This window comes from Bradyrhizobium sp. OAE829 (assembly GCF_040546575.1).
In the GTDB taxonomy this organism is placed as follows: domain Bacteria; phylum Pseudomonadota; class Alphaproteobacteria; order Rhizobiales; family Xanthobacteraceae; genus Bradyrhizobium.
The window spans coordinates 973318-998566 of record NZ_JBEPOE010000001.1; the positions used below are offsets into that span (position 1 = coordinate 973318).

At 63.1% G+C, this 25249-nt stretch carries 28 protein-coding genes, 1 tRNA gene and 1 pseudogene; 9 read left to right on the forward strand and 21 right to left on the reverse strand.

What is annotated here, in order from left to right; translation table 11 throughout:
- Window positions 1–84: 84 nt before the first annotated feature.
- From ABIE49_RS04675 to ABIE49_RS04685, 3 genes are all read right to left on the reverse strand, one after another.
- A complete protein-coding gene (locus ABIE49_RS04675) occupies window positions 85–264 on the reverse strand; it encodes a helix-turn-helix domain-containing protein (RefSeq protein WP_192733787.1) in 180 nt (59 codons plus the stop codon).
- A gap of 48 nt (window positions 265–312) precedes the next feature.
- Window positions 313–549: a hypothetical protein gene (locus ABIE49_RS04680; RefSeq protein ID WP_192733788.1), complete on the reverse strand. Its 237-nt coding sequence runs from the start codon at window positions 547–549 to the stop codon at window positions 313–315.
- A gap of 607 nt (window positions 550–1156) precedes the next feature.
- The gene (locus ABIE49_RS04685; RefSeq protein WP_192733789.1) at window positions 1157–1735 is read right to left on the reverse strand and encodes a hypothetical protein; all 579 of its coding nucleotides are present in this window, start codon (window positions 1733–1735) and stop codon (window positions 1157–1159) included.
- Between the two features lie 412 nt (window positions 1736–2147).
- Here ABIE49_RS04685 and ABIE49_RS04690 point away from each other — a divergent pair, with 412 nt between their 5' ends.
- Complete coding sequence (locus ABIE49_RS04690; RefSeq protein WP_192733790.1) at window positions 2148–2810, forward strand: peroxiredoxin; 663 nt, start codon at window positions 2148–2150, stop codon at window positions 2808–2810.
- A gap of 125 nt (window positions 2811–2935) precedes the next feature.
- Here ABIE49_RS04690 and ABIE49_RS04695 read toward each other — a convergent pair whose 3' ends face one another.
- On the reverse strand, window positions 2936–4672 hold the full coding sequence (locus ABIE49_RS04695) for a methyl-accepting chemotaxis protein (protein WP_192733791.1): 1737 nt from the start codon (window positions 4670–4672) through the stop codon (window positions 2936–2938).
- A 109-nt stretch (window positions 4673–4781) separates the two neighbouring features.
- Between ABIE49_RS04695 and ABIE49_RS04700 the strand changes: the two genes are divergently transcribed.
- A complete protein-coding gene (locus ABIE49_RS04700) occupies window positions 4782–6221 on the forward strand; it encodes a cryptochrome/photolyase family protein (protein WP_192733792.1) in 1440 nt (479 codons plus the stop codon).
- A 6-nt stretch (window positions 6222–6227) separates the two neighbouring features.
- Here ABIE49_RS04700 and ABIE49_RS04705 read toward each other — a convergent pair whose 3' ends face one another.
- Window positions 6228–7103 (reverse strand): DMT family transporter, encoded by an 876-nt coding sequence (locus ABIE49_RS04705; protein WP_192733793.1) that lies wholly within the window; start codon window positions 7101–7103, stop codon window positions 6228–6230.
- A 62-nt stretch (window positions 7104–7165) separates the two neighbouring features.
- Between ABIE49_RS04705 and ABIE49_RS04710 the strand changes: the two are divergent.
- Window positions 7166–7333: pseudogene (locus ABIE49_RS04710) on the forward strand (S-(hydroxymethyl)glutathione dehydrogenase); the annotation flags it as partial.
- Window positions 7334–7373: 40 nt separating this feature from the next.
- Here ABIE49_RS04710 and ABIE49_RS04715 read toward each other — a convergent pair.
- Window positions 7374–7820 (reverse strand): hypothetical protein, encoded by a 447-nt coding sequence (locus tag ABIE49_RS04715; protein WP_192733794.1) that lies wholly within the window; start codon window positions 7818–7820, stop codon window positions 7374–7376.
- 246 nt (window positions 7821–8066) lie between these two features.
- Here ABIE49_RS04715 and ABIE49_RS04720 point away from each other — a divergent pair, with 246 nt between their 5' ends.
- The 3 genes from ABIE49_RS04720 (at window position 8067) to ABIE49_RS04730 (ending at window position 8900) form a co-directional block, all read left to right on the forward strand.
- Window positions 8067–8321, forward strand: coding sequence for a hypothetical protein (locus ABIE49_RS04720; protein ID WP_192733795.1), 255 nt, complete (start codon window positions 8067–8069; stop codon window positions 8319–8321).
- 53 nt (window positions 8322–8374) lie between these two features.
- Window positions 8375–8451: transfer RNA gene (locus tag ABIE49_RS04725), tRNA-Arg, on the forward strand.
- 59 nt (window positions 8452–8510) lie between these two features.
- Window positions 8511–8900 (forward strand): hypothetical protein, encoded by a 390-nt coding sequence (locus ABIE49_RS04730; RefSeq protein ID WP_502915865.1) that lies wholly within the window; start codon window positions 8511–8513, stop codon window positions 8898–8900.
- Between the two features lie 60 nt (window positions 8901–8960).
- On the opposite strand, the gene ABIE49_RS04735 is transcribed toward ABIE49_RS04730, so the two are convergent.
- Window positions 8961–9428, reverse strand: coding sequence for a hypothetical protein (locus ABIE49_RS04735; protein ID WP_354066597.1), 468 nt, complete (start codon window positions 9426–9428; stop codon window positions 8961–8963).
- A 109-nt stretch (window positions 9429–9537) separates the two neighbouring features.
- The gene (locus ABIE49_RS04740; protein WP_354066598.1) at window positions 9538–10020 is read right to left on the reverse strand and encodes a hypothetical protein; all 483 of its coding nucleotides are present in this window, start codon (window positions 10018–10020) and stop codon (window positions 9538–9540) included.
- 357 nt (window positions 10021–10377) lie between these two features.
- Between ABIE49_RS04740 and ABIE49_RS04745 the strand changes: the two genes are divergently transcribed.
- Window positions 10378–10761 carry a VOC family protein gene (locus ABIE49_RS04745; RefSeq protein WP_192733798.1) on the forward strand — a complete coding sequence of 128 codons (384 nt, stop codon included), beginning with the start codon at window positions 10378–10380 and terminating at the stop codon, window positions 10759–10761.
- Between the two features lie 112 nt (window positions 10762–10873).
- The gene (locus tag ABIE49_RS04750) at window positions 10874–11221 is read left to right on the forward strand and encodes a GrlR family regulatory protein (protein WP_192733799.1); all 348 of its coding nucleotides are present in this window, start codon (window positions 10874–10876) and stop codon (window positions 11219–11221) included.
- A 26-nt stretch (window positions 11222–11247) separates the two neighbouring features.
- On the opposite strand, the gene ABIE49_RS04755 is transcribed toward ABIE49_RS04750, so the two are convergent.
- The 3 genes from ABIE49_RS04755 to ABIE49_RS04765 all read right to left on the reverse strand — a co-directional run bounded on the left by ABIE49_RS04755 (window position 11248) and on the right by ABIE49_RS04765 (window position 15322).
- Complete coding sequence (locus tag ABIE49_RS04755) at window positions 11248–11601, reverse strand: cupin domain-containing protein (RefSeq protein WP_192733800.1); 354 nt, start codon at window positions 11599–11601, stop codon at window positions 11248–11250.
- 16 nt (window positions 11602–11617) lie between these two features.
- Complete coding sequence (locus ABIE49_RS04760) at window positions 11618–14299, reverse strand: PAS domain S-box protein (RefSeq protein ID WP_192733801.1); 2682 nt, start codon at window positions 14297–14299, stop codon at window positions 11618–11620.
- Window positions 14300–14521: 222 nt separating this feature from the next.
- Window positions 14522–15322 (reverse strand): helix-turn-helix domain-containing protein, encoded by an 801-nt coding sequence (locus tag ABIE49_RS04765; RefSeq protein WP_192733802.1) that lies wholly within the window; start codon window positions 15320–15322, stop codon window positions 14522–14524.
- Between the two features lie 69 nt (window positions 15323–15391).
- Here ABIE49_RS04765 and ABIE49_RS04770 point away from each other — a divergent pair, with 69 nt between their 5' ends.
- Window positions 15392–15814 carry a nuclear transport factor 2 family protein gene (locus ABIE49_RS04770; RefSeq protein WP_192733803.1) on the forward strand — a complete coding sequence of 141 codons (423 nt, stop codon included), beginning with the start codon at window positions 15392–15394 and terminating at the stop codon, window positions 15812–15814.
- A 1-nt stretch (window position 15815) separates the two neighbouring features.
- Here the strand turns inward: ABIE49_RS04770 and ABIE49_RS04775 are convergent, their stop codons facing one another.
- The 10 genes from ABIE49_RS04775 to ABIE49_RS04820 form a co-directional block, all read right to left on the reverse strand.
- Window positions 15816–16733 carry a DMT family transporter gene (locus tag ABIE49_RS04775; RefSeq protein WP_192733804.1) on the reverse strand — a complete coding sequence of 306 codons (918 nt, stop codon included), beginning with the start codon at window positions 16731–16733 and terminating at the stop codon, window positions 15816–15818.
- Between the two features lie 95 nt (window positions 16734–16828).
- A complete protein-coding gene (locus ABIE49_RS04780; RefSeq protein ID WP_192733805.1) occupies window positions 16829–17632 on the reverse strand; it encodes an NUDIX hydrolase in 804 nt (267 codons plus the stop codon).
- 127 nt (window positions 17633–17759) lie between these two features.
- On the reverse strand, window positions 17760–18713 hold the full coding sequence (locus ABIE49_RS04785; protein ID WP_192733806.1) for a dihydrodipicolinate synthase family protein: 954 nt from the start codon (window positions 18711–18713) through the stop codon (window positions 17760–17762).
- A 71-nt stretch (window positions 18714–18784) separates the two neighbouring features.
- Window positions 18785–19237: a GNAT family N-acetyltransferase gene (locus tag ABIE49_RS04790; RefSeq protein WP_192733807.1), complete on the reverse strand. Its 453-nt coding sequence runs from the start codon at window positions 19235–19237 to the stop codon at window positions 18785–18787.
- Window positions 19238–19265: 28 nt separating this feature from the next.
- Window positions 19266–20144: an SDR family oxidoreductase gene (locus tag ABIE49_RS04795; protein WP_192733808.1), complete on the reverse strand. Its 879-nt coding sequence runs from the start codon at window positions 20142–20144 to the stop codon at window positions 19266–19268.
- 183 nt (window positions 20145–20327) lie between these two features.
- The gene (locus ABIE49_RS04800) at window positions 20328–21188 is read right to left on the reverse strand and encodes a MaoC family dehydratase (protein ID WP_192733809.1); all 861 of its coding nucleotides are present in this window, start codon (window positions 21186–21188) and stop codon (window positions 20328–20330) included.
- A 202-nt stretch (window positions 21189–21390) separates the two neighbouring features.
- A complete protein-coding gene (locus ABIE49_RS04805; RefSeq protein ID WP_192733810.1) occupies window positions 21391–21780 on the reverse strand; it encodes a Zn-ribbon domain-containing OB-fold protein in 390 nt (129 codons plus the stop codon).
- Entirely contained in the window at window positions 21780–22928 is a 1149-nt protein-coding gene (locus ABIE49_RS04810) for a thiolase family protein (protein WP_192733811.1), read from the reverse strand. The genes ABIE49_RS04805 and ABIE49_RS04810 overlap by 1 nt, the downstream gene beginning before the upstream one ends.
- Window positions 22929–24332: 1404 nt before the next feature.
- Window positions 24333–24794 carry a carboxymuconolactone decarboxylase family protein gene (locus ABIE49_RS04815; protein ID WP_192733812.1) on the reverse strand — a complete coding sequence of 154 codons (462 nt, stop codon included), beginning with the start codon at window positions 24792–24794 and terminating at the stop codon, window positions 24333–24335.
- A 23-nt stretch (window positions 24795–24817) separates the two neighbouring features.
- Window positions 24818–25234, reverse strand: a complete 417-nt coding sequence (locus ABIE49_RS04820; RefSeq protein ID WP_192733813.1) for a cupin domain-containing protein — start codon at window positions 25232–25234, stop codon at window positions 24818–24820.
- Between the last annotated feature and the right edge of the window lie 15 nt (window positions 25235–25249).

Genomic DNA, 25249 nt, shown 5'->3' on the forward strand with positions numbered 1-25249 from the left:
AGCCGCGATCCAGCTTCGAGCCGACATCGATTTTCGGCGCGGCGACTCGTTTGCCGCGCCGCGCCATCATCCAGCGAGCCGCCATCATCCGGCAAGCCAGCGTCCCTTGTGAATGTCGAATTTCACCAGACCCTCGTCGCGCATTTTCAGCAGCAGCGACTGGCAGGCTTCCTCATTCGGAAGATTGGCGCGTTTCATGATCTCGTAGACCTTGAGCGGCTTCTCGCGAAGCGCATTCAGGATATTCTCACGATCCTTGAGCATGACTATTCCCTGTAGACCAAAACCGACATTGATTGTTGAACGAGCCGCTTAGACCATGGCCAGTTTGATTTGACCATCGTCAAGGATGCCGGTCGCGAGGGCCTCGCGCGCCATCCGCTCGATCGCAGGCCAATTGGTGAGCAGATATTTGTGGGCCAGCGCCTGCGTCGGAAGATCGGTTTGCAGAAGGCAGCGCTGCCGCGCGTTCCCGTTCGCGATCTGAAAGGATACCGCTTGCGGCCCCTCGATGATCTCTTGTTCGGTGGGTTTGGCAACCAGCCGCATACGCTATTCCCTGTGAAACTTGTGAGGCCAAGAAGTTCGGATCGACCGCAACTGCCGAGGATAAATCGTGGGGCGGCCCGTCAGGGCTGATCGTTCTCGACCTTCGGGGAGCGTTTCGGCTTCTCGTCAGCACCGGGCTGCGTGTTGCGGACTGCGTCGGTCAGCATATCCCGCAGTTCCGCCTTGGTCATTGGTGGTTGCCGCGCGACAGATGCTTTCCATTGTGCCATGGGATTCTATATGGGGTGCCGGATCGGGAATTAAAGGCCTGTTGGCCGCGACGTGGTGCAATGCCCGTTCGAGGTCAGACTGGAAAGCGGCGGCTCGGGCAACAGCTTGGGCACAACGTCCCCGCGAGAATGCCGAGCTGTGTTTGCCGTGCCGTCATTGCTGCGACAAACGCAAAGCGTTTGCGCAAGGGAGCACTTGCGACCAAGCAATCCATTCTTTGCGTGGCGGCATGGATTGCTTCGCGGAGCCTGTCATCGGGTGCGCATTCGGGCGACCCGTTGGCTCGCAATGACGATTTAGTAGCCACCCTGCTCCATCAAACAAAAACGGCGGGGAAAATCCCCGCCGCTTTGAATTCAACGATGCGAGAATGACGTTACATCATCCCCATGTCCAGCATGCCCGGCAGCTGCGCGAGCGGCAGTGCGGCGGCGCCGACCAGGGTCGCGACCATCGCGGCCAGCGCGTGGTTGGAGCGGCGCTTGCCGCGCATCTGGGCGGCAATCCACTCCAGCACCTTGGTGTCGATGTTGACGGCCTTGGCCGGGGCCCAGCTTTCGATGTCGGTGTCCGGCGACAGGGCAATCGTGCGCGGCGGCACCGGCAGACCGGATTCGGACGCCGCGTGATGGGCGACCGCCTTGGCCAAGAGATCGTCGAAACGGCCACCGTCGCTGCGCTCGGCGGCGGCGTCGCTGATTTCGAACAGCGCCTCGGCTTCGGCGCGGCTGACCGGCTGATGCTCGACGGCGGATGCGGTTAGGATGCGGGCGCACCAGGCGGCGTCATCGGCGTCGAGCGCACGGGAAAAATGGATGCGGCCCTTGGTGGTCGGGCCCTCGCCGGTAATGACGCCATCGCGCACGATGGTCAGCGCGTGGGCGGCGGTCTTGCGGCAGGAAGGCTGGAGAACGGCGAACGCTTCAATAGATTTGGTAGTACTAGGGGCAGACATAGCTTGCACTTCTCAATTTCTTTTTCTGGTCCAGCATTGCGATGCCGGCGTAAACGAGTGGTTAACGATTCGGAACTTGCATTCCGAGATTTTTAGATGGTTGCCAATTAGTCGCTGTGACTCCAGTTGGTCGCTGTGACTGATGTCACGGTTCAGTTGAATGACCGATGAACGCCCCGGCAACCGGGACCGGGGTCTTGCGGACCATAAAAGGCGATATCGGGGCAATCCGGGCGATTACCGCCGCTGTGGATTTTTCGTCGCAGGGGCGCAGATCGCAAGAAGGTGCTAGGAGTTCCCTATTCGCGGAGAAGGATCTCGCCTTTTTGGGCCGGAGGTTCACTTCCACCCCGCTAGGGCTTATACAGATTGACAGAAATTCTCCTGCAACTTTAATAAGATGAGGTGTACCATGGCACTCCAGATTGGCGCAGTCGCCCCGGACTTCGAAGCCCAGACCACCGAGGGCAAGATCAAATTCCACGACTGGATCGGCTCAAATTGGGCGCTGTTGTTCTCGCATCCGAAGGATTTCACCCCGGTTTGCACCACCGAACTCGGCGCTCTCGCAAAGTTGAAGCCTGAATTCGACAAGCGCGGCGTCAAGCTGATGGGGCTCAGCGTCGATCCCGTCGACAAGCATTCGAAATGGTCGGAGGACATCAAGGAGACGCAAGGCGCGGCGCCGAACTATCCGATGATCGGCGACACCGATTTCAATGTGTCAAAACTCTACGACATGCTCCCCGCCTCCACCTCGGGAGATGTCGCAACGCGGACCGCTGCCGATAACCAGACCGTGCGCAACGTCTTCATCATCGGACCGGACAAGAAGATCAAGCTGGTGCTGGTTTATCCGATGACCACAGGCCGCAATTTCCAGGAAATCTTGCGCGTGATTGATTCACTGCAGATGACGGCCAAGCATCGGGTCGCGACGCCGGCCGACTGGAAACAGGGCGAAGACGTCATCATCGCCGGCTCAGTCACCGACGACGAGGCCAAGACGATCTATCCGCAGGGCTGGAAGTCGCCGAAGCCGTACATCCGGATCGTGCCGCAGCCGAAACAGTAACTCGACACGTCATTCCGGGGCGATGCGCAGCATCGAATCCGGAATCTCGATATTCCGGGTCTGGTGCTTACGCACCATCCCGGAATGACGGGCTGTAGCTTTTCGGCAGCCGGTTGAATCCGCGATCAGGCCGCGCGAACGCGGTCCAGGAACTTCTCGACCTCGGCCTTCAGATGCAGGCTCTCGCCCGACAGCGCCTGCGCCGAGGCAAACATGCGGTTGGACGTCTCGCCGGTCTCGCCGGCGCCCTGCGCGGCGTTGCGGATGTTGACGGCAACGTCGGCGGTCCCGCTCGCGGCGGCCCGCACGCTTTGGGCGATGTTCGCCGTCGCACCGCGCTGCTGCTCGACCGCGGCCGAAATCGAGGTCGCGATATCGCTGATGCGCTCGATGGTCTGGCCAATCGCCTTGATCGCGCTGACCGACTCCTCGGTTGCAAGCTGCATGCTGCCGATCTGACTCGATATCTCCTCGGTGGCCTTGGCGGTCTGGCCGGCGAGGCTCTTGACCTCCTGGGCCACCACGGCAAACCCGCGGCCGGCATCGCCGGCGCGGGCGGCCTCGATGGTCGCGTTGAGCGCCAGAAGATTGGTCTGTTCGGCGATCGAGGTGATCAGCTTCACCACGTCGCCGATCCGCGCGCCCGCCTCGGACAGTTCGTTGATGCGCTGGTCGGTGGCCACAGCCTGCTTGACGGCGTCGGCCGCGATCCCGTTGGATTCCTGGACGCGGCGGGTGATCTCGGCAATCGAGTTGGAGAGTTCATCGGAAGCAATTGCTGCGGTGCGGACATGCTCGGAGGCGGTCTCCGACGCGCCTGCCGACTGGCCCGACAGCCCGGCGGTGGTCCGCGCGGTCTCGGTGAGTTGCTTGGCCACGCGCTCGAATTCGCCCGAGGAATTCAGCACCTTGTCGAGGATACCGCCGACGCTGGTCTGGAACTCGTCAACGAACCCGCGCAATTCGGCCTTGCGCTGTTCGACGGCTGCAGCCGCCGCCGCGGTCTGTTCGTCGCGAAGCCGGCGGCGCTCGAGCGAGTTGTTCTTGAACACCGCGACCGTGCGCGCGATCTCGCCGATCTCGTCCATGCGTTCGTGATGACCGACCTCGACGTCGCTGTTGCCGTTGGCGATGGCCGTCAGCGTCGCCGTGACCGAGGTCAGCGGCTTGGTCACGCGGCGCACGATCAGCATCGTCAGCAACATGACCAGAAGCGCTGCGACGGCCGCCGCGATCGCCATGTCACGAATAGCCTCCGCGAGCATGGTTTCGAACTGCGCCATCGGAATGCCGACATAGAGAACGCCGATCACCTTTCCGGTCGAATTCGCGATCGGGTAATAGGCCGTCATGAACGTCTTGCCGAACAGCGTGGCCGGCCCCTTATAGGCCTCGCCGCGACGCAGGATCGGTTGTCCCGGATGATCGGGCGCAAGCTGGGTGCCGACGGCGCGGTCGCCGTTTTCCTTCTTCACGTTGGTGGAGCGGCGGACGAACTGGTTGCTGGCCTCGTCATAGACGAACAGCGTCGCGTTGCCGCCGACATAGCCGACCGAGCGATCGACGATCGCGTGGTCCTTGAATTCGGGCATCTTCGCCGCTTCGGCCTTGGCGACCATGCCGTCTTTCAGCGTGATCTTGGCGTCGGGGTAGGTCTCGGCAAAGGACAGCGCCAGGGTGCGCAGATTGACCTCGATGTCGCGAAGCGCCCGGTCGCCAAACTCAGAGTTGAGCGACCAATAGGCCGCGCCTACAACCAGCGCGGTATTCACCGCGATCAGGAGGACGGCCGAAATGACCGCCTTGGTGCCGAGACGAAGCTTCAGCGACGGCAGCAGCTTTCCAAACGACGGCAATGACATGTGCAATTTTCCCCAAAATCGCGCTCAATTTGACGGTTCTTGCTTACGATCGCATTAATGGATGCAACCCTAGGCAAAGGCTGAGGAATTTGATGAAATTGATGCGTGCATGACGAGTCCTCGCCCTGCCATCGTCTGGTACCGCGACGACCTCCGCCTTTCGGACCATCCCGCCCTGCATGCGGCCGCCAACGCACAAGCGCCGGTTGTATGCATTTTCGTGCTCGACGAGAGGACGCCGGGCGTTCGTCCGCTCGGAGGTGCTGCCCGCTGGTGGCTGGCGCGGTCACTGCGCGCCTTGCAGGAGAGCCTCCGGGATCGGGGCGCGTCCCTGGTGTTGCGCCGGGGGTCGGCCTCCACGGTCGTCGCCGCCCTCGCGCGCGAGGTCGATGCCGGCGCCGTCTATTGGAACGAGATTGCGCAGGCGCCCCACCAGCGGGTCGCGGATCAGGTCGCGGCGGCACTCGGTGGTGTTGCCACTCACAGATTTCCAGGCGACCTCCTGGTGGCGCCGAGCCAGATCCGGAACAAGGAGAACCGCGGCCTGCGGGTGTTCACGCCGTTCTGGCGGCGGGTGCAATCCCTCGGCGATCCGCCAAAGCCGCTGCCGGCGCCAAAGAAGCTAAACGGCATATCCGATATTGCCAGCGATACGCTCGAAGACTGGCATCTCGAACCCACCCGCCCCGACTGGGCCGGCGGCCTGCGCGAGAGCTGGACGCCCGGCGAAGCTGCGGCGCAGGCGCGGCTCAAGGCGTTCCTCGCCGGCGGTATCGCCGGCTATTCCGGTGATCGCGACCGCCCCGACCGCGAGGGCACTTCGCGTCTGTCGCCGCATCTTCGCTTCGGCGAGATCAGCCCGCGCCAGGTCAGGCACGCCGCAAAATTCGCCGCCGCCGAGCATCCTCGCCTGTCATCCGATATCGACAAATTCCTCAGCGAACTCGGCTGGCGCGAATTCTGTCGTCATCTGCTCTACGACGTGCCGGATCTCGCAACGCGCAATCTGCAGGCATCGTTCGACGCGTTTCCCTGGAAGCGTGACACCAAGGCCTTGCGCGCCTGGCAGCGCGGGCAGACCGGATATCCCATCGTTGACGCCGGCATGCGCGAACTCTGGCACACCGGCGTGATGCACAACCGTGTGCGGATGGTGGTGGCCTCGTTCCTCGTCAAGCATCTCCTGATCGACTGGCGCGAGGGCGAGCAATGGTTCTGGGACACGCTTGTCGATGCCGATGCCGGCAGCAATCCGGCCAACTGGCAGTGGGTCGCGGGCTGCGGTGCCGATGCCGCGCCCTATTTCCGCGTCTTCAATCCGATCCTGCAGGGCGAGAAGTTCGATCCCGGTGGCGTCTACGTCAGGCGCTGGGTGCCGGAGCTGAAGCAATTGCCTGACAATTTGATCCATCAGCCCTGGAGCGCGACACCGCTTGAACTGGCAAGCGCCGGCATCGAACTCGGCAAAAACTATCCGCGGCCGATCATCGATCACAGGGTTGGTCGTGAACGCGCGCTCGCGGCCTATGCGAGCATTCGCAACGGCTGAACATCCTCAGGCAGCGCGCCGGTTGACCAGAAACACCGCGGCCGCGCACGCGGTCATGCCGACAAGCGCGATTCCATCGAGCTGCTCGCCGAACAGCACATAAGCCATCAGCGCCGTCACCGCCGGCACCAGATAGAACAGGCTCGCCACCGACGTCGCGGCGGAGCGGCGGATCAGCCAGTACAACAACCCGATCGATCCGATCGACAGCACCACGACCAGCCAGGCGAGCGCGAGCGTGAACTCCGTGGTCCAGCGCACTACGTTGTTCTCGAACAGCCATGCCCCGAGCCCGAAGAAGATCGTAACCGCGATGTATTGCACGAGATTGCCGGCACGCCAGTCGATCGCGTTGCAATAGCGCCGCTGGTACAGCGTGCCCAAAGTGATGCTGATCAGCGACACGCCGGAGGCGAGCCAACCCCAGCCCGCGTCGCCGCTCATCGGCCGATTGTGCAGGATCAGCACCACGCCCGCGAGCCCGAGCAAAAGTCCGGCCCATTGAATGGCCGTGACGCGCTCGCCGAGCCAGCGGTTGGCGATGGTCGAGGTCAGGATCGGCTGCAGGCCGGGGATCAGCGCGGACAGCCCCGCGGGGATCGAATGCGCAATCGCGATCGCGGTGCCGCCGAGATAGAAGCCGTGCACCAGAATGCCGGCGACGGCGCTGTGGAAGATGCCGATCCGATCCGGCCAGCGGGGCCGCGCGATGGCGACGATGCCAGCCATCAAGACGACCACCAGCGCCATCCGGATCGCGAGATAGGTCAAAGGATCGGCGTTGTTGACGACGTATTTGGTGGCGATGAAGCCGGTGCTCCACAGCACGACGAAAATCGCCGGCGCCGCCCGCGCGGCAATATCTTCAAGGTCACGGTTCATTTGCGGAAGCGTAGTGCCCGATCATATGCCATGCGGCAAGGACTGATCGGGTCCGTCGCGCTGCGTTCGGCGGCGCGCGCGGCCGCACCGACGTGCCGAAGATCGTCGACTGGTACATGCAGCGGCAAAGATCCAGATCGACCCGACGATCACGCATGTGATGCCGCTGAGCGAAATCAACAACGCGTTCGAACGCGGGGAAATCGATCCGTGGCGTGGTGACGTTTTAGAGAGAACTGACGACGCAGAGCGGCCGCGACTGCGCCCGGCTCAAAACGCTTCCGGGCAGGGATCTACGATCTTCCAGAGCTCGCCACCGTTCTTGATCTTCTTCATTTCGGTGGTGAGCCCGCCATTGCGGCGGATCCAGTCCTTCACGGTATCCGGATAATAGGACATCAGGTCCGACGTTCCGTCGGAGCTCGTGACCTTGATGCCGAAGGTGAAGGCCTTGTCGTAATAGGCCTGGTGAAAGCCGAGGCTCGCCTTCGGCGTCACGCAGATCTTGTTCATCGGCACGATGCCGAACACCAGGGTGCAGGCCGAGTTGCAGATGCCGTCGATGATGACGCGTTCCTTGCGGTCGCGGATCCGCTTGTACTTGACCTTGTATTCCTCGACGTAGCCGCCATGGTCGCGCGTGATGTGCAGATCGGCCCGCGCCGGGGTCGCGACCAGAACCGAGAGAGACAACAGGGCAAGGGACGTGATGCGCATGGGTCGATCGGGAACCGGATAGCCTTGTCAAAGCGGAGGGGTGGCCCTTGAAGTCCGGACCACACCGCAGAACCTTGGCCGGACTGTGTTGGGATTTCGTTAAGCATCCCTTAGGGGCCAAAAATAGGCAAGCTTCCGCCAATTTTCCCAAGCTTTTCCGGAGCTTTTCCTGTCGTTTTGCGTAAAATGGCCCCCGGACCGGCCAAAAACGTCTAGTTTCCTGGTGGGATCTTCCGGAGAATCGCAATGACCAAAGCCAAGTTTTTAATCGCCGCCGCCCTGTTTGCTGCCGCGGCCCTGGCGCCTAGCCTAGCGGACGCCCGCCACAATCGGCACCACCGCCAGCACTGGCCGTTGCCCTACCCGATCAGCTACCTGCACAATTACGGGCCCGGCCTCCAGCCCGGCACTTTTGCCTATTATGACGGCCCCTCGACCAACCGCTGCCGCCAAGGCGCGGCCGCCTATATCGGCCAGGGCGGCCGGCACCCCTGTTACTAAACGTTCCGCTGCTGGCCCTGCCCGGACAAGTCTGATAATCGGGCGGGCTACAGGCACTCGTAGCTCAGCTGGATAGAGCATCGGATTTCGATTCCGAGGGTCGGGAGTTCGAATCTCTCCGAGTGCGCCATTTCGGGGCTGAGGCCACGCCGGCAAACCACGCATTCGAGAGCGATTGACATGAGAAAGATGATCCTGGCGCTGGCGATCCTGTATCCGGCCGCAGCCTTTGCTCAGGGAACGGCTACGCCCGCCCCCGCGAACCCGGCCCCTCCTCCGACGGTTGGCGGCAAGCCGCTGGTGCAGGTCGGGACGAAAAAACCTCCCGCCGAGAAGAAGTCGGCAAAGGCGGCGCCCGCCAAGCCCCTGTCCATCGCGCAGAAGCTGCAAGCCTGTCAGGATATCGACGACGCAACGAAGGAACGCCTGACCTGCTACGACGCCGTCTATGCGCCGCAGCCGAAACCCAAGCCGGCGGCCGCCAAGAGCGCCAGTGAATGCCGGTTCGTGAAGGAGGAAGACGAGCGGCTGACCTGCTTCAACAAGTTTGTCGACAAAATCCCGCAATTGCCGCGGTAACCCGTCAAAACCGCCCGGCCAGAGGTCGGCGAATGTCGCAAGCGGCGGTGGATGGAACCCTTACCAGGTGTTGTTCCCGAAGAAGCCAAAGCCAAAGTGCTGCTGCTGGGCGACGCGCATCGGCGACGGGTGAACCGAGCGAGCCTTGGCGACCTTGCGCTTGCGCGGAGCCTGCGGCTCAACCTTCTTGGCTTCAGCCGGTACGAACTGGGCAAAGGTGTCACGCACCCGAGCCTGCGCATCGGCAATCGGCGCAGCCGGAGCCGCCGCAACCTGGGTGGTCACAGCCGGCGGAACAATGGTGGGAAGGCTCGTGTCATAAACCACGCGTTCCGGCGGTTTCTGGTCGGAACGGATCCGCACCACGGTCTTGTCGATCGAGCCTGTCGAATTGCTGGCCACGGCGACCTGTTGCGGGGCAAAGGCATCGAGCGCGAACAACAGCGCGATCAGCGCTGCGCCGACAAACAGGAAATAGCGCGCTACGGGCATTGACGTCGCTCCCCCCGCACCATCCGCGCGGTTCATTCGGCTAACTGGAGATATGGTGATTAGTTCCTGGGACACCCCCAAGGTTCAACGGCGCCGATCACATTTTCGGGTTCGCACCGTTGGGTTCGCAGGGCAAAGTTCGACTTTAAGTTCGACTTGCCGTCACCAGCGAACATTTCGCCTTGTTTGCGTTAACATTGACGAAGCCGACCAGCACACCTGAATAGTGCTTCCGGCTCCTGGTGTTAACGGTGTCCGGGATCAACCGTCGCCGGTCGGTCAAATGGCTGCCGTCCCTGCGGGTAAAGGCACAGGCGATTTCGACATCCTTCACCGGATAATCATTGGCGTTGCGCAGCGTGAAGGTCACGAGCGCCTTCGAGCCGAGGCCGCCCCTTCGCCATGACTGCGAGGAAATCCTCAAACCCTCGATCGGCGACCTCGATTCCGGCGCAATCGACAACGGCGCGGTCACCGCGGCGGGCGTCGCCATCTGGTCCGGATTTGCCAGGGACGTCGCGGCGGGAACCGCCCCATCTTCAACCAGGGATACATTCTGCGCGTAGATGGTCGGGGAAGGTTCGGCTGCGGCGTGGCCCTCGGCGTCGCTCGGTCCGGGAAGCATCATCCATACGGTGCATCCCGCGATGGCGATGGCCGGCAAAACGAGCAGTCGCGCTTGCGGGGCTCCGAACGACCGTCCAGCGATCATCATGGCCATGCCCTCACCCGGCGGCGATATCGGTCGCCGCAGCCGCACATGAAAAAGGCCCCACGGGCGTTACACCGTACGGCCTCTCACACGACTGCCGCTGTACGGTTCCGCCGCTAGCTTGATAATCACCCACGGCCAGAATGGTTGCACGCGAGCTCGACAATTTATGCGGCGCCAAAGGCGCACGACAGGGGATGGAATTGCGGACGACCGGCCGCTAGATTGGCGGCGCTGCAATACGTGCCGCGAAGACGCTTGGGGGAGACGAATATGCCGACAGTAACTTGGGACCATGTCCATTTGCGCAGCCCCGATCCGGAAGCGACCGCGGCTTGGCTTGCCGACATTCTGGGCGGCGAGATCGTCCGCGGCCCAGGCAGGATCGACGTCAAGCTCGGCGGCGCCAACGTGTTCATCGCCCCGGTTGCGGCCGGAGACGGCGTCAACACCCCGCCGGTGACGCCGTATCAAGGCCTCGATCATTTCGGGCTGACGGTAAAGGACATCGACGCCGTCGCCGCCGAGATCAAGGCCAAGGGCGTCGAGTTCACCAAGCCACCGACCACGATCCGGCCCGGCGTACGCATCTGCTTCATCCGCGGACCGCAGGGCATTTCCATCGAACTCCTGGAGCGCGACCAGAAATACGCGTGATCCACCGCGCTACGCGCGCGCATATTTACGGCCTGCCACGTTGACGCCGCGGGTGCCGCTTTGGCATAAAAGCTAGCCGGGTTCCGTGGGCGCGGAGGCCGATTGGGACGTCATGAAAAACGGTCTGTATTCGATCCACGTCAGCCTGCTGGATGGGCGATCCGGCAAGGGCAGCGGTGTGATTCTGTTTCGGGATGGCCAAATCCTCGGCGGCGATGCCTATCTGTTTTACACCGGCAGCTACACCGTGAAGGGCGATACCTTCAAGGGCGAGGTGCTGGTGCAGCGTCACACGTCGAGCCCCGATGCCAATCCGCTGTTCGGCGGGCCGGCCCCCGTCGGCATCGGCGTATCCGGCACCTTCACCGATACGCGCGGAACCATGAACGGGACGGCGCTGGTCGGCAAAGCCAGCCAGATTTTCGGCGCCACGCTGCGCAAGCTGGCCGATACCAACTAGGCTAGCCGCCGCTCATCGGTAGAATATCACACCGTCCTGCGCGGTGCGGCTGTTGCAGCATCGCCGGTGTTGGGCGTGCCGGTGGGCTCGATCAACAGTAGATGGACCTCTTCCCTCGCAACGGGCCGATGCTCGACGCCCTTGGGCACCACATACATCTGCCCCGACCCGAGCGTGATCGTTCGATCGCGCAGCTGAATATCCAACACGCCCTTCAGCACGAGAAAGAAATCATCCGTGTCATCGTGCTTGTGCCAGACGAATTCACCTTTCACTTTCACAACCATGACGTCGCAATTGTTGAACTGCGTAACCGTGCGTGGCGACCAGTGCTCGGAGAATGTGGACAGCTTCTCCGACAAATCAATTCCATTGCTCATCGATGATACCTGATTGCTACTCTGCCGCCATTTCGAGCGGCGCAATGCGCGGCAGGATCATCTGGATCCGCGTGCCGCCTCCCGGCTCCGAATCGAGATCGAGCCGCCCGCCTAACCGGTTGGTCACAATGCTGTAGACGATGTGCAGGCCAAGCCCGGTGCCGCCCTGGTCGCGCCGTGTCGTGAAGAACGGGTCGAACGCGCGGCGGCGAACGTCGAGGGTCATGCCGCATCCATTGTCGGAAAACAGGACCTCGACATTGTCCTTGCCGGACTCGCGCACCTGGATATCGACCGTGCCCGGCTTGCCGTCCGGGAACGCGTGCGCCACCGAATTGAGAAACAGATTGGTCAGCACCTGTCCGTAGGGACCGGGATAGCTGTTCATCGTCAGATTGGGCTGGCAATCGACGTTGAGCGTCAGATTGTGTTTGCGAAGGCCCGGCCGCAAACTCATCACCACTTGCTCGGTGAGATCGCCAAGGTCGAAGCTGCGCTGGTCGGAATAGTTGCGGTCGGCGGCGACCTGCTTGAACGACTGGATCAGTTCGGCGGCGCGATTGAGATTGGCGACGAGCTGCGATGACGCGTCGCGGCTGGTTTCGAGAAAATCGGTCAAACTGGAACGCCGCAGCTCGCCACGCGCCACCTCGGCGGTGAAATTCGCCGCCTTGCGCTCCAGCGCGGAGGCGACCGTGAGACTGATGCCGACGGGATTGTTGACCTCGTGCGCGACGCCCGCCACCAGCCGCCCGAGGGCTGCGAGTTTTTCGGCTTCAATCAGCGAATTCTGCGTTTCCCGCAAATTTCGCAGCGCGCCTTCCGCGGCGTCCTTGGCCTTGCGCATCTCGAATTCGACGCGCTTGCGCTCGCCGATGTCGAGCGCGACCGTGACGATGTTCTCGATCGCGCCCGACGCGTCCAGCAGCGGCAGCTTGTTGACCAGCCATTGCCGCATATTACCGGTGGAATCCTTGTACTCTTCCTCATAGAAGCCGAGTTCACTGCCGCCGGCCAGCACCCGCTTGTCCGGCTCGTCGGTCTTCGCCGCGCCATAGCGTGACATCAGGTCGGCCGTGGTGCGACCGATGGCTTCCCCAGGCTCGATGCCAAAAATACCGGCCATGTAACGGTTCATCAGGAGATAACGGAGCTGCTTGTCCTTGACGTTGATCACCGCGGGCACGGTATCGATCACCTGCTGCAGCAAACGCCGGCCTTCGGCGATCGCGTCCTCGGCCCGTTTCTGGTCGGTGATGTCGCGGACCGTTCCCTCGTAACGGATCAGTTCGCCATCCTCGTTGCGCACCGCGCTGGCGCTATCCGAGAGCCAGAGCACCGTCCCGTCGCGCGCGCGAACCTGGTATTCGTACTCGCGTACCATGCCGTCGCGTTCCATCAGCCGCTCATATTCCACCCGCGCCTGCGGATCGACGTAGACGGATTCGGAGACGTCGCCGAGGCCGTTGATCAGATCCTGCGGCGTGGCGTAACCCATCATCCGCGCCAGCGCCGGGTTGGCATTGAGCAGCGCGCCTCCGGGCGTGGTGACGTAGATTCCGTCCACCGACGCCTCGAACAATTTTCGATAGCTTTCCTCGGCGAGACGCTGTTCGGCCAGCGCGCGTACCGCCGCCTCGCGCGCCGCGTCGGCATCGACCAGCGTCTGGCGAAACACTTCGGCGGCTCGCGCGATATCGCCGATTTCGTTGTCGACATCGGTCTGCGGGATCGAGGTGTTCTTTTCGCCGCCGGCCACCTTGCGGATCGAGGTTGCGATCGTCGCGAGCGGACGCACGGTGCGCCTGACCACCAGCAGCGAGGCGAACAGCCCGATCAGGACACCGGCGGTGCCGAGCACGATGCTCTGCCATTTTGCTTCCGTCAGCGTCCGGGCGAAATCGCGGGACAACACATGGCCGCGACGCGCGCTGACCTCGCGCAACAATTCGGTGACGCGCTGGATCAGGCGGCCCTCCGCGCCCAGCACCTCCTTGTCGATGTCGGAAATCTGCCGCTCGCGGGTCGAAATGTTGATAATCGCCAGGGCATAATCATCGACGGCCGCGCGAAGCTTCGGCTCCGACATGGTCATTGAGCGCATGCTCTGCGCCGCCAGTTCGGCGGCGGATGGATTTCGCGCCAGCAGAGCCGAGGCAATCTGGCTTTGGGTCTGAAACAGCGCCGACGCCATCAGTGGATCGGGGGTGTCGGCGATCGCGGCATCGAACTTTTCGCGCAGCGGCGGTAGCCCGACGATCAACTCCGCGCGGCGGTTGATCAGGGCGGAAATACGCTCAATGCCGCTGCGGTAGGTCGATAGGCGCTCGGTCACGCCATCGATCATGTCCTGCTGTTCGGGAGCAAGCTCCAGCCGGGTTTTCTTCAGGACCTCGATGAGCGAGGTCGCCGCCTCGCCGACCTGGACCGATTGGGCGCCGGGGTCGGTGACGAAATCCCGGGCCGCCAGCCGCAACTCGTTCATCCGCCGGTCGATATCCTGCGCGAGGTCGCCGACGCTTTCCAGCCGCTGCAACTCGGCGAAGGTCGCATCGATGTGGCGGATGGCAATGACGCTGGCGGTGGAGGTGATGATAATCACCGCCAGCACCAGCATGAAACTGCCGAATGTCAGCTGGCCGATCGACAACGAGAACGATCGCGTCATTGGCGAATTCGGCGGCAATTCAGAGGTCATGTTATCGAGGCCGGGCTCCTATCGGTCGCAATATACGACGTTATTCGGGTCGTGGGGAACATGCTGGAATAGCTCGCAAAGCCGGCCAGACCGGCCGGGCGGTGCGCCGGTCCAGGCCCCCTGGGTCACGCTGGCGTCACACTGCCGGTCCTCGCTGCCCCAATCCGGGATTCTGGGGCGCGGCGGGGGCCCTGCCGTGCGGCAAAATGGCCAGATGATGGATCATCCCTCGGGCCTCACAGACCATCGCGGCTCGCCCTCCACAGGCTGCAAGGTTTTCAGCAGGTCCGACGGCATCATGCCGAACATGTCCCGAAATGCGCTGCTGAAATGCGCCGAACTGGCAAAGCCGGCGGCGTGGGCAGCTTCCGTCAGGGACGAGCCCTCACCGCAGGCGCGCACCGCGGCCCCCATCCGGTTCCAGATCCGGTAGCGCCGCAACGGAACGCCGGTCTCCGCCTTGAACAGATGCAGGAACCGCGACGCTGACAGGCCCGCTTGTTCCGCCAACTCCGTCAGGCGGTGCGCCCGGTGCGGCTCGTCCCGCATCAGCCGCAGCGCCGCCGATATCCGCGCGTTGGCTTTGGTGCCCGTGCTCACGCCGAGCAATTCGCCGAGCGACAAACGTCCGTCGCGCGCCGCGATGCGGTCTTCGGCAAGGCCAGTCATGATCTCGATCACGGCGGCTTCATTCCGCAAATCGAATGCCGCACGTGCGCGTGCGTCCGTCATTCGCGCCAGCAATGCCTTGAGGTCGCGCCCGAGCGGATCGACATAGAGGAACGCCATGCGCCCGCGCGCGATCCGCAGATGATGCAGGCTGTTGGGCAATATCAATACGCTGCGGGTGGAACGATAGTCGGTCGCGGGGTCCGCGGGATCGTCGGCCACTTCCAGCGTCGCATCGAGGCCCACGGCAAGCACGGCGGTCGCATTGCGGTGCGGCGTCAGTCCGAAGGCCGGGCCGAGATAAAGCACGCGCGCGCCCCACCCCAACAATTTCGCCCCGCCGATTGCGCGCATAGCCAGTTTCTGAAAGCCCGGATGATCAGGCGGAGCTAGGGTGCCGGGATGACAACAGGACCCGGCACGATGACAGATAAGCCTGATGATACCGAGAGCCAAGCCGCGATTGAGCGCACCCGGCAGGCCGTGACGCGCTACGCAAACGCCTGGCTTGCCGGCGACCGGACGGCGCTGGCCGCCTGCTACCACGACGATTTCACGCTGCATTATTTCGGCAGCAATCCGCTCGCCGGCGACCACAGGGGCAAGATGGCCGCGCTCGCGATCCTGGCCGAGTTCACCCGCCGCACCAGCCGAAAACTGCTCGGCATCATCGACATCATGGCCGGCCCGGAGCGCGGCGCGCTGCTGGTGCGCGAGCGCTTTGAGCGCGACGGCAAGGCTAAGGAATTCGAACGGCTGCTGGTCTATGCCGTGCGGGACGGCCTGCTGTGGGAATGCTGGGTCTGGGACCAGGACCAGGCGGCGGTCGACGCCTATCTCGCGTAAGCTACGCCGCCACCGGTTTCGCCCTCCGCGCGGGTATCGTCATCGCGGCGACGCCGACAACCACGCAAGCTAACCCGATCCATACCGTCGAGCTCAATTGCTCGCCGAGGAAGGCCACGCCGAACGCCACACCAATGGGTACGCGCAGATAGGCCTGCGCGGTGGCGCCGACTGATCCGAGCGTCTGGATCAGCCGGAAATAGATGACGAACGCGAGCGCGGTCGAGAATACGGCGATCGCGAGCAGCGCCAGCAGCGAATGCATCGACGGCGCCAACGTCCAGGGACGGTCGACAATGAGACTGAGCGGAATCAGGATCGCGGCGCCACAGAGCAGCGATCCCGCCGCCGGCGCCATCGGATCGAGCTTCCCAAAATTGCGACCGAAGATCGCCGCGCCGGCATAGCAGACCGCGGCAAGGACACAGGCGATTTGTGCGATCAGTTGCTCACCAAGGCCGCCCAGCGCCTGCACGCCGACGATCAGGCAGATGCCAGCCATGCCAGCGATGACGCCGATCAGCTTTCGCGAGGTCACCGCCTCGTGACGGGTGATCGCGAATGTCAGGAAAAACGTGAATATCGGAGCGGTCGAATTGAGAATGGTGGCGACGCCGGCGTCCAGCGCCTGTGCACCCCAGGCGACCATGACCCACGGGATGACACTGTTCAGGCAGGCCTGGAACAGGAAGCGGCGCCAGTTCACAGCGTCCGTCGGCATTTTCACCCTGCGGCCATGCATGATGGCCACCAGCAGCAGCCCCGCAATCAGCGTACGGCCCGCGATCAGCGTGATCGGCGGGATCGTCTCCACGGCTACTTTCAGGAACGTGTACGACGCGCCCCATAGCGTCGCGAGCAGCAGAAGCAGCCCCAGTTCGCTCACGATCGCTTCATGTTGCGGTTGGCTTTCGCCCATGTCGGTGATTCCGGTCCTGATCCATGCCAGGGCCGGACATTACAGACTGCAGACCTTACGATACTTCGTTCATCGCCGAAGTGTGCATGCGTGCCTCAGCCGACCGAGCCGACCTCGAACACGTCGCCGTCATAGCCGGCCTCGAGCGGGATCCGCAGCTGGCGGCCGCCACTGTTCCTGGTCATGATCGGCGTCACCGTGACGACGGACTTACCTCTGGAATCCTCGAGCGCAGCCTGCACGCTGTCCTGCTTGCCGAGCTTGATCAGATTGCGCGTGGTCGGGAACGGCAGCTTGAAGCGGCCGGTCTCGCCGCCCTCCAGCGCCTCGCGCGGCGACACCCAGATTGAATCGGTGGATTCCTTGCCGTCGTGGGCGCCGACCTGTTCGGGCGGTGCGGCGGCGAGGAAGAACCAGGTGTCAAAACGCTTCGGCATGCCTTCCGGGGTGATCCAGTGCGCATAGGGCACGAGTTCATCGAGCGCCAGCACCATGCCGTTGTCGGTCAATACTTTCAGGAAGCTGATCTTGCTGTCGCAGAGATCGGCGCGATGTGCGGTCTCGATCTCGCTGGCCCTGACGGCGTCGACCAGCGCTTTCGATCCTTTGGGGCGCGCCAGCAGGATGCCGCTCTCCTCAAAGGTCTCGCGGATCGCCGCGATGCGGAAGCTGAGCGTGGCCTCATCGAGCCCCTCACCGCCCGAATACAATTCAGGCGCCGCGATGATCTCCTTGTCGCCCTTGTCGACGCTGCCGCCTGGAAACACCAGCGCGCCGGAATTGAAGTCGATCTCATAATGGCGAACCATCATGAAGACCTCGATTTCCTTCTTTGCCGAGGCGTCGCGCAGCAACAGGATGGTGGACGCAGGGCGCGGTGCTTTGGCGGGTTCGGTCATAACACTCAACTCCTCAAAACCTCATCCTGAGGAGCGGCCTCTTGGCCGCGTCTCGAAGGATGATTAGGAAGCACCGGGGCCTCATGGTTCGAGACGCCGCTCCGCGGCTCCTCACCATGAGGGAAAATCAACCTGCCGCGCTGGATTGCGGTTGCAGATTGGCGCGGCGATCGACCCGCGCCACCCGCGACAGCAGATACTCGACCTCGGCCTTTGCCGTCGCCGTGATGGTCGCACCCGGCTTGCGCTGTGCGCTGGAGGCGATCACGCCGCGCTTCTGCAGCACGTATTTGCGCACGGCGAGACCGGCGCCCGGCTGCTGCTCGTAGCGGATCAGCGGCAGATGCGCGTCGAACAGATCATGCGCGGCGTCGCGCTTGCCGGCCTTTTGCAGTTTTACGACATCGATCAGCAACTCCGGGAAAGCGTAGCCGGTCATCGCGCCATCGGCGCCGCGCTCCATCTCGAAATCGAGGAACAGGCCGCCATTGCCGACGAGAATCGACATCGGCTTCAGCGAGCCGTCCTTCTGGAAGCCGCGCAGCGTGGAGATCTTCTCCAGCCCCGGCCAGTCCTCGTGCTTGAGCATCACGCAGGACGGCGAATCCATCACGATCTTGCGGATCACAGCGGGCGTGAACACGACGTTGAGCGTCAGCGGATAATCCTGCAGCACCCAGGGAATGTCGCCGCCGATGGCTTCCTGGGCCTGCTTGAAATAGCCCGTGATCTGGTCGTCGGTGCGCAAGTGCGGTGGCGGCGCGATCATCACGCCGGCGGCGCCCGCATCCATCGACGCCTTCGCCAGCGAGCGCATGGTGGCAAATCCCGGCGCCGAGACGCCGACGATGATCTGCATGTTCTTGGCGCGCTTGACGAAGCGGATCGCCACCTGCTCGGCTTCTGCCGCGTCCAGCTTCGGCGCCTCGCCCAAAATGCCGAGCACGGTGACGCCGTCACAGCCGACTTCAGCATAGAAGTCGGTCAGGCGGTCGATCGATTTCTCGTCGATGCGGCCGTCATCGTGAAACGGGGTCGGCGCAATCGCAAAGGTGCCTGCGGCCTGGGCGGTGAGCTTCATGGTCAATTTCCGTAGTTAGGAGTGAGCGAGCGGTATCCCTGATCCAGTGATACCACCTACTGGCTGCCGTCTCAAAGCGAGAGATTGAGCCTGGGAATGAACCTGCCGGGGATCGAGCCGGATGGAACAACGCCGTCGTCGACCGCCCCCATGCGGCGGTAGAACGGGGCCGCGTCCGGATCCGCCTCGATCAGCATTGTCGTGGCCCCGGCGGCGCGCGCCGTGGCCTTGGCCCAATCGAACAGCTGTCGGCCGGTGCCGGCGCGAAGCATGCCCGGTTCGACAAACAGCCTTTCGAGCTGCGCGACGTCGCCTTCGGACTTCACCTCGGCGACGCCTGCGAGACGGCCGTCGACTTCAGCGACCTGCACGCGCGATGACATGATGACCGCCGGCGTCATCGTGAGCTCCCTTCGGCAAGCCTGCATGAAGGCCGCGTCATAGCCCCAGACGGCCTTCGAGCGCAGGCACAATTCAGTAAGTGCCGGCGCTTCCTCGGGACGAGCGGGCCGCAGTGCGAGCATAGCACCTCCTTCGGGCATGAGACGGGCGTCAGAAGCGACGCGCGCCCATCTTGATCTGTTCGTCGGAGAAGAAGATCTCCTTGGCGTGCTCGACGATATCCTGCGCCTTCCAGGCCTCGCCCGGCGGCTTCCAGCCTTCCATTTCCATCATCCGCATCTCGCGGACGCCGCGGGGACCGGAAACGCCGAGCGTCTTGCCGGTCTGATCGCCCGACAGATCGCTGACCATGTATAGCACGGCCGGCGCGATGCCATCGGGCCCCAGCGCCGCTTTGGGGTTCTCGATGTAGCGCGGCAGATCCGCGGTCATGCGGGTCAGCGCGCCCGGCGCCAGCGTCCAAATCCGGATGTTGTATTTGCGGCCCTCGATCGCCAGCACATTCGACAGTCCCCAGATACCGCCCTTGGCGGCGCCGTAATTGGTCTGGCCGAAATTGCCGATCAGGCCCGAGGTCGAGGACGTGTTGACGATGACGCCGCCGCCGTTCTCGCGCATCCATTTGAACACCGGCTGGGTGCAGCAGAAGGTGCCCTTGAGGTGTACCTTCAGCACCTTGTCCCAATTGGCTTCCTTCGCCTTGGCAAAAGTCTCGTCGAGCAGGATGCCGGCGTTGTTGACCAGGATGTCGGCGCGGCCGAAATGCTTGATGGCGTCGTCGAACACCGACTGGCCGCCGGCCATGGTCGAGATGTCGGCGCCGTTGGCGACCGCGCGGCCGCCCTCGGCCTTGATCGCCTCGACCACCTTCTGCGCCATGGTCTGGTCGCCGCCGGAGCCGTCACGCGGGCCGCCGAGATCGTTGACCACGACCGCCGCTCCCTCGCGCGCGAACAATTTGGCGTAGGCCTCACCCAGCCCGCCGCCCGCACCGGTGATGAGCGCGACCTTGCCGTCGAGTAATCCCATGGCGGTTCTCCCTATTGCTCTTTCTTCCTTACCTCTCCCCGCTTGCGGGGAGAGGTCGGATCGCTCTTGCGATCCGGGTGAGGGGGTACAGGTCTCACCGCTTTCACAACTCGCGGTGAGAGCCCCTCACCCCCACCCTCTCCCCGCAAGAGCGGGGCGAGGGAGCGCACCGCCCTCGCCGCTTTAACCCAGCACCGTCTTGCCGCTCTTGATCACGGTGACGCCGCGCGATTTCACCTTGGCTTCGAACGACACGACGTTGCCGTCCTTCCACAATTCCATCGTCACGGTTTCGCCGGGATAGACCGGCGAGGAGAACCGCGCCGCGTGCTGCCTGAAGGCGGACGAGTCATAATCGGCATAGGTCTGCAGCACGCCGCGGCAGGTGATGCCGTAGGTGCACATGCCATGCAGGATCGGTTTCGGGAAGCCGGCCTTCTTGGCAAACTCCGGATCGCTGTGCAGCGGGTTGCGGTCGCCGCACAGGCGATAGACCAGCGCCTGATCCGGGCGCGTGGAAATGTCGACGATCTTGTCGGGCGCGCGGCTCGGCACCTTGTGCGGCTCGGGCTGGCCTTCGGACGGTCCGCCAAAGCCGCCATCGCCGCGCGCGAAACGCGAGGCGACCAGTGTCGCGAGCTTCTCGCCCTTCTCGTCCCTGAGCACGGTCTGGTGACGGATCACCGCACCCTTGTCCTTGCCCTTGTCGAACACGTCCAGCACGGTCGAGTCGGCCGTGATATGCGCCGCGCCGGGCAGCGGCTTGTGGAAGGTGATGTCGCGCTCACCATCGACCACCATTACGCGATTGAGATTCATCTCGCCGGGCCCTGCCCCCCACGCCGCCACCGAAGCGAACGTCGGCACCACCTTGAGCGGACGCGGCGTCAGTGTGCCCTCGTTGACGAAGGCCAGCTCCTTCTCGTCCATCGGATCCGCGCCCATCCCGATCCCGTAGGCGTAGAGCATCACCTCGCGGTCGGTGTAGGCATATTTCTGGCCGAGATTTTTCAGGGCCATCAGCTCTTCATACTTGATCGGCATCTTCGCGCGTCCTCCCGAATTCTTTTTCTTCACCGGCGCCCGTTAATGCACCCTCTCCCCTTGTGGGAGAGGGCATCACCGAAGCCGGCAACAATCTCACTAGGGTGAGGGGTTCGCTCCGCAGACACATCTTTCGACGCGGATAGAACCCCTCATCCGGCGCTTCGCGCCACCTTCTCCCACAAGGGGAGAAGGGAAGAATTTACACCGGCGTGAAGAACGGCAGTGGTGCGCCGTCGGTCGGCTTCCACACCACCTTCACCTTCTGGCCGATCTTGAGCTTGTCCATGTCGCAATCGACGATGTTGGTCTGCAGCGACGGGCCTTCCTTCAGCGTGACATAGGCGATCGCGTAAGGCCCGGTCGGGGATTTGCGCATCAGGCTGAAGGTGTAGATCGTGGCCTCCCCCGAGCTCTCCTCCCACTCGGTCTTGTCGGAGAAGCAGAACGGGCAGATCGAGCGCGGGAAAAAATGCGGCTCACCGCAGGCGGTGCAGCGCTTGATCATGAACTTGCCCTGCTTGGCGGCTTCCCAGAACGGCGCGGTCTCGGGATTGCCTTGCGGCACAGGAAGTTTCTTTGGCTCCGTCATCACGCACGCTCCAGAATGCAGGTTGAGGCGGCATGGCGCACGCCGAGAAGTCCGCCGGTGCCGTGGGCGACCGCGAGATCGCAGTTTGGCACCTGCACCTTGGGATGCGCTTCGCCGCGCAGCTGGCGCACCGCTTCGATGATTTTTGTCATGCCGCCGCGGTTCACGGGATGGTTGCTGCAGAGGCCGCCGCCATCGGTGTTGAACGGCAATTTGCCGACGCCGGAAATCAGATTGCCGTCGGCGACGAACTTGCCGCCCTCGCCCTTCTTGCAGAAACCGAGATCCTCGAGCTGCATCAAGACCGTGATGGTGAAGCTGTCATAGATCGAGGCGTATTTGATATCCTTCGGCGTCACGCCCGCTTCCTCGAATGCGCGCGGGCCGGACCAGACGCCGGCGGAGTAAGTCAGATCAAGATCCTTGCCGCCGCGCGGGCCCTTCATCGCCTCGCCATGGCCGATCAGGCGCACCAGCGGCTTCTTCAGGCTCTTTGCAATCTCCGGCGTGGTGACGATCAGCGCGCCGCCGCCATCGGTGACGACGCAGCAATCCATCCGATGCAGCGGATCGGAGATCATCGGCGAGTTCAAGACGTCCTCGACGGTGACGACTTCCTTCAGCATCGCATGCGGGTTGTACTGGGCGTGATGGGAAGCCGCGACCTTGATCCAGGCGAGCTGTTCGCTTGTGGTGCCGTAGTCGTGCATATGGCGCATGGCACACATGCCGTAGGCATTGTGGGTGGTCGCGCCATAGGCGGCCTCGAAATCGGCCTCGGCGCCGGCGGCGCGCGGCGGCATCGGGCCGGTGCGCGGCTTGCCGGCGAGCGTGATCAGCGCGATCGAGCACTTGCCGGCGGCGATCGCCTCGGCGGCGTGGCCGAGATGGATCAAATAGGAACAGCCACCGGTATCGGTGGAATCCATGTGGCGCACTTTGAGGCCGAGATAGTCGACCATCGGCCACAGGCCGCCGGGGGCATCGCCGGCGCAGAAATAGCCGTCGATATCGGCCTTGGTCAGCCCGGCGTCCTCGATCGCGCCCTTGGCGACCTCGGCGTGCAGCTGCGCGGTGGATTTATCGGGTGCGTGCCGGGTGGGATGCTCATAGATCCCGGCAATGTAGGCTTTGCCCTTGATGGTCAAATCATTCTCCGCTGGCGTTTCTTATTTCCAACGTTTTTCTGGCCTGTCGGGAGGGCATTGGCAAGCGAGGAAATATTCCGTCAGGCGAGACGTAGCGACTGGACTCAAGTCGGGATGATTATCTTCGGAAATCGTATCAGGTCACCGACACTGTCGTCCTCCGCGAAAGCGGGGGACCCAGTACGCCACCTCTGTCATTGCCGGGCTTGACCCGGCAATCCATCTCCTTCGAAGGACTCTTGCGAAGGGTGATGGATGCCCGGGTCAAGCCCGGGCATGACGAGTTATTGTTGCCGAACATGATCTCACATTCTCGCGGCGCTATGCGCCCGAAGTTTTACAATCGTTCCGCCCTTCAAAACAGAGGGCGCAGGGAATGCCGGATGCGCGCTGCACCCGCGGTCTCGCGTGCGATTGTGCTAAGTAGGCTGCACACGAGCATACAGGGCAGCGGAGAACATCCGACATTCCCTGCGCAATGGCTTTACGGCTTATGACGCGCTCTCCCCGGTGAGACGGCCTCTATTGCCACCGTCGCCCCTCGGAAGCGTTAGCCCCCGAAAGACTTGACGCCGTTACGGGCGCCAGGACCACACGCTTTCGCCGTACGCTTCAGCCACGACCGTCAATCGCAACATCAGCGTCCACCGCGACCCGCCCCTCGTTGTGACGATGGCCAACGCCCCTCTGAGTGGGACGGGATGGCTATTGATGTGTAGGTGATTTGGGGTGGATGACAACAGAAATATTTTTGATTTTCGTAATTTTTTTACTTGACATGATTTCCGTAAATCAGAATTGATTTGCGCGTCGGGTTGCTTTGTCGCACCCACCGCAGCCAGATTCCAGTTGCAAGCGAGGCGACGCAGCTGTGTAGGGCGGGTTCTCTTTAACCCGCCGCGCTCCACGCAAGATGGCGGGTTAAAGAGAACCCGCCATACATGCTGTTCGCGCCAGACTTATCCCCGAAGGAACTTTCAGCGTCATAAAACGTTGACGGTCATGGATTACAAGCGTCAACCATAGCGCAGCGATGCGCACCAGTAGTGTCACGAAGGGCGGATGTACCCCTCGTGACAGTGAAGGCCTCCAGCTTCGGCTCGGAGGTCTTTTGCGTTTTACGAGGCTTTGATTTCCCCGTCACCTTTGAGCGACGGTGAGCACGGCAACCACAACCACGAACCTCATCCTGAGGAGACCGCAACGCGGTCGTCTCGAAGGATGGCCGCGGGCGCGATCGAGGCCTCATGGTTCGAGACGGCGCTCTGCGCCTCCTCACCATGAGGGTCTGGAGCCCCTACTCCGCCGCGATCTGCCTTGACGCCGGGTTCGCCAAGCCGATCCGGCGCCGTGATTGCCGCTCGCAACCCGATGACCGGTTGCGAGCGAAGCCTTTCGGGTCCGTCAGGCCGCCTTCGCGACCGCAGCCTGCGGCGTATTTCGAAAGCTGATCGCCATACGGTTATAGACATTCATCAGACCGATCGCGATCGTCAGGTCCACCAGTTCCCGCTCCTCGAACACGGCGCGGGCGGCCTGGTAGGCTTCATCAGGCGCGCCGGTCTCCGCGACGCGCGTCACCGTTTCGGCCCAGGCAAGCGCGGCACGCTCGCGCGCGTCAAAGAGATCGCCGGCTTCCGCCCACGCCTGCACCAGCGCCAGCTTCTCGATCTTCACGCCCTTCTTGAGAAGGTCGCGCGTGTGCATGTCGAGGCAATAGGCGCAGTTGTTGATCTGCGAGATGCGCAGATAGACCAGGTCGACCAGCACGGCAGGCAGGCCGCTTTGCATGACGTAGCCGTAGACGCCGCCCAGCGCCTTTGCACCTGCCGGTGCGATCTGGTTGTAGTCGAGACGTTTGCTCATTGTCTTGCTCCTTGATGATCTGGTTATTTGACCGGGGTGGTCAGTTGCTTGTCGTCGGTATCGACGACGAACACCGCGAGCAGTTTTGCCGGCTTGGTCTTGCTCGCATTGCGGCTGACGGGATGGCTGGAGCCCGGCGTCTCGTAAAAACTTTCGCCGGCGCGGTAGACCCGCTTCGGCCCGTCGTTCACCTGCGACTCGATGGCGCCAGACACGACGTAGGCGAAGATGAATGCCGACTTCGCGTGAACGTGCGAAGGCGACGCTCCGCCGGGCGCATAGTCGACGACCACGGCGATCAGCGACTTGCCGGGGATGTTTGGAATCGCCTGTGCGAAGTGCGGCGTGGCCTTTTCGCCGACGCCATGTGCGGCGGCAGGCGTTGCCGTGGCGATCGCGGCAGCGGCCCAGGCCGCACCGAGGATGGATCGTAGTTTCATGATGGTTCTCCGTTG